Origin of the sequence: Phormidium pseudopriestleyi FRX01 (assembly GCF_017313335.1) — a bacterium.
In the GTDB taxonomy this organism is placed as follows: Bacteria; Cyanobacteriota; Cyanobacteriia; order Cyanobacteriales; family Laspinemataceae; genus Laspinema; species Laspinema pseudopriestleyi.
This window is the reverse complement of sequence record NZ_JAFLQW010000346.1, coordinates 1-2948: the sequence shown is the minus strand read 5'-3', so window position 1 is coordinate 2948 and position 2948 is coordinate 1. Positions and strand designations below refer to the sequence as shown.

At 48.9% G+C, this 2948-nt stretch carries 2 protein-coding genes; one reads left to right on the top strand and one right to left on the bottom strand.

Going from position 1 to position 2948, the window contains the following annotated elements:
- Positions 1 to 357: 357 nt before the first annotated feature.
- Entirely contained in the window at positions 358 to 1968 is a 1611-nt protein-coding gene (gene cobA / locus J0895_RS13035; RefSeq protein ID WP_207088520.1) for a uroporphyrinogen-III C-methyltransferase, read from the bottom strand.
- A gap of 155 nt (positions 1969 to 2123) precedes the next feature.
- Between cobA and J0895_RS13030 the strand changes: the two genes are divergently transcribed.
- Positions 2124 to 2939, top strand: coding sequence for a glycosyltransferase family 2 protein (locus J0895_RS13030; protein WP_207088519.1), 816 nt, complete (start codon positions 2124 to 2126; stop codon positions 2937 to 2939).
- Positions 2940 to 2948 lie beyond the last annotated feature (9 nt).

The following is a 2948-nucleotide window of genomic DNA, read 5'->3' as shown; positions in this document are numbered from 1 at the left end:
TTCCGTAATTTTACGGAGTCAGATCGAGCGATTCCACCGATGATTTTTCAAACGATGAGCTACAGAATAGTAAGCATAGAGTTCAGGTAAAAGATTATGCAAGTTACAGCAACGGTTCACGATATGTTCATCAATGCTTCGTTGTCTCAGCAAATCAGCTTCCACGACTGGGTACTCTTAAACGCATTACCCGAGTCCAACCTCTCTCAAGAAGAGAGACGGATGATCAAGCGCTTAATGCACAGCGTGAGACGAGGTTGGTTTAGGGTGCTCAGTTAAACAAGACCTGAGATCAATTTTCTCAAGTCCGGTTTCAGCAAAACCGGCTTTTTGTATGGAAAGGGTCCCTACATTCATTCACCCGTTCCCCGACTGTAAGGCTTGCAGCAAGCCGTCTAGGGTATATTCCTGAGCTTCCACATCGACTCGTCCGAGTAATTCATCACAGGTTTTTGAGGTCTGCGGACCAATTGAAGCAATTCGCACGTTGTTTAATAAGCTTTGCCAAGGGCGATCGCCATTCCGGGACTTGCGATCGAGTAACTGGCAAAAGTTTCGCACGGTTTTAGAACTGGCAAAGGTAATGATATCAATGCGGTGTTGTTGGAGTGCTTTCCATGCTTCCGGCGCGATCGCCTCGGGACAACCGGACTCATAAGCAGCAACTTCTTCCACAATCGCACCTTGAGTCGTAAACTCCGCAACCAATACCTCTCGTCCCCCGGTTTCTACCCGAGGCAACAAGATTTTTTGTCCCGATACATCTTCAGGAAATTCTTCCACCAGAGAATCGGCGACAAAATCAGGGGGAATATAATCTGCTATCAAACTCCGCTGTTGCAAGGTTGCAGCGGTTTTTTTGCCGACGACTGCAATTTTAACGCCTGCCAGGATGCGGGTATCTTTTCCCTTGGCAAGGAGGCGATCGCAGAAGTAATCGACAGCATTGGCAGAGGTGAGAATTAACCAGTCAAACTCCCTAATCCGGGCGATCGCATCATCCAGCGACTCCCAACTAGAGGGAGGACGAATTTCCAACGCAGGCATTTCAATCACCGTTGCACCCGCATCGGTGAGCATTTCGGTAAAGGTACTCGATTGTCCTGCCGATCGCGTGACGAGAACAGTTTTTCCCGTTAAACCCGAGGCAGAATTAGGGGAAGACTTTGCAGGGTGAGATGAAAATTGGGACATGGGAACAGAGTCAGTAGAATCGTGAGAGAGTTGACGACGAGAGGGAGACTCGGGAAGCAGATAATCGCGCAATTTGACCACTTCGCCAATTACAATCACCGCAGGGGAGAGAGATTCTCCACGAGTGCGATCGCGGATATCGGCGAAGGTTCCAGTCCAGACAAACTGACGACTGGTGCCACAAGCGCGAATAATGGCGATGGGAGTTTGCGGGGATTTGCCATGTTGCAGCAACTGCCGGAGGATTTCCTCTAGTTGACGAGTCCCCATTAAAATCACAACAGTCGGCATTTGTGCCAGGGTTTCCCAGTCGAGGCGATCGCAATCATGTCCCGTCACCACCGTAAACGAGTGACTCATCACCGGATCGGTTAGGGGAATTCCGGCGAGTAACGGTCCCGCTAATGCCGAAGAAATGCCGGGGATGACTTCATAAGGACATCTTGCCGCCTTCAACGCCTGGATTTCCTCCGTACAGCGTCCGAAAATAAAGGGGTCTCCACTTTTGAGGCGAACCACCCGTTTGCCTTGCTGACATTGCGTCACCAGGAGGCGATCGATATCTGATTGTTGCCAACTCGGTTGTCCACCGCGTTTGCCGACATGGATCCGTTGACAACCCGCAGGCGCTAATTGCAACAATTGCTCATCAATCAGGGCATCATACACGATCGCCTCAGCTTCCGCCAACAATTGCCGCGATCGCATCGTTAAATACGCAGCATCACCGGGTCCTGCACCCACCAAATAGACGATTCCCCCTGTTTGAGTCACAATTGCTTGTCCCTTTTGACATCCTCAGACGGTATCTTACCCTGATTAGGGTTGCACTGCCGCCTTTTCCCCCAATTCTCCCCTTAACTCTAACTAAACCGCAACTCATATAGTATTTTCGATTAGAAGTGCTTCATCGAAAATCACCTAAAACCATGTCAACCTCCCAGCAAACCATCTCCCTCCTCTGTCCCACACGCGGACGTCCGGAACAGGCATTACGACTTGCTTTGAGCGTTTTAAACACCACATCGAAACCCCAGCGAGTCGAACTCCTGTTTTATGTGGATGATGACGACAGGAAACAATCCGAGTATTTGGATGTGTTTAAAACCCATAAACCGAAATTGGACCGATTTCGACGCTGTGGGTTTTTATTAGGAGAGGCGATCGGTATTTCCAAAGCATGGAACGAACTCGCCAGTCGCTGCGAAGGTAACCTCTTAATTATGGCTGCCGATGACCAAACCTACAACGATTTCGGGTGGGACGATCGCCTCGACATCGAAACCCAGAAATATCCCGATGAAATCTTTTGTATGTGGTTCAACGAGGGACATTGGCAAGAAAAACTCTGTACCTTCCCCATCGTTTCGCGCAAATGGTGTCAAACATTAGGCTATTTTACCACCGGATTATTTGAATGCCTCTATGATGATATGTGGATTTGGGAAATTGCCAAACGAGTCGGCAGATTGCATTATATCCCGGATATCCTCACAGAACATTTACACTGGGGATATGGTAAAGCAGAACTCGATGAAACCTATCAACATAAACAAGTCGATGCCGACAAGAAGTTAAAACCAGCAGTCTATCGAGACATGGATTTATATTGCCGAACCGTTCCCTATCGAGAAACCGATGCCAGACGGATTGCCGCCGTCATGCAAGGACAAGTTTTCCTTTCCCCCGTCGAATTAATGGTCCCCGGCAAATCCACCATCTTCGATCGCCGAGACAAAGATTAATCGTCTCCA

What these genes read in the sequence shown, in the direction of transcription:
- J0895_RS13030 (WP_207088519.1), top strand. Translation starts at nt 2,124, where the DNA reads ATGTCAACCTCCCAGCAAACCATCTCCCTCCTCTGTCCCACACGCGGA.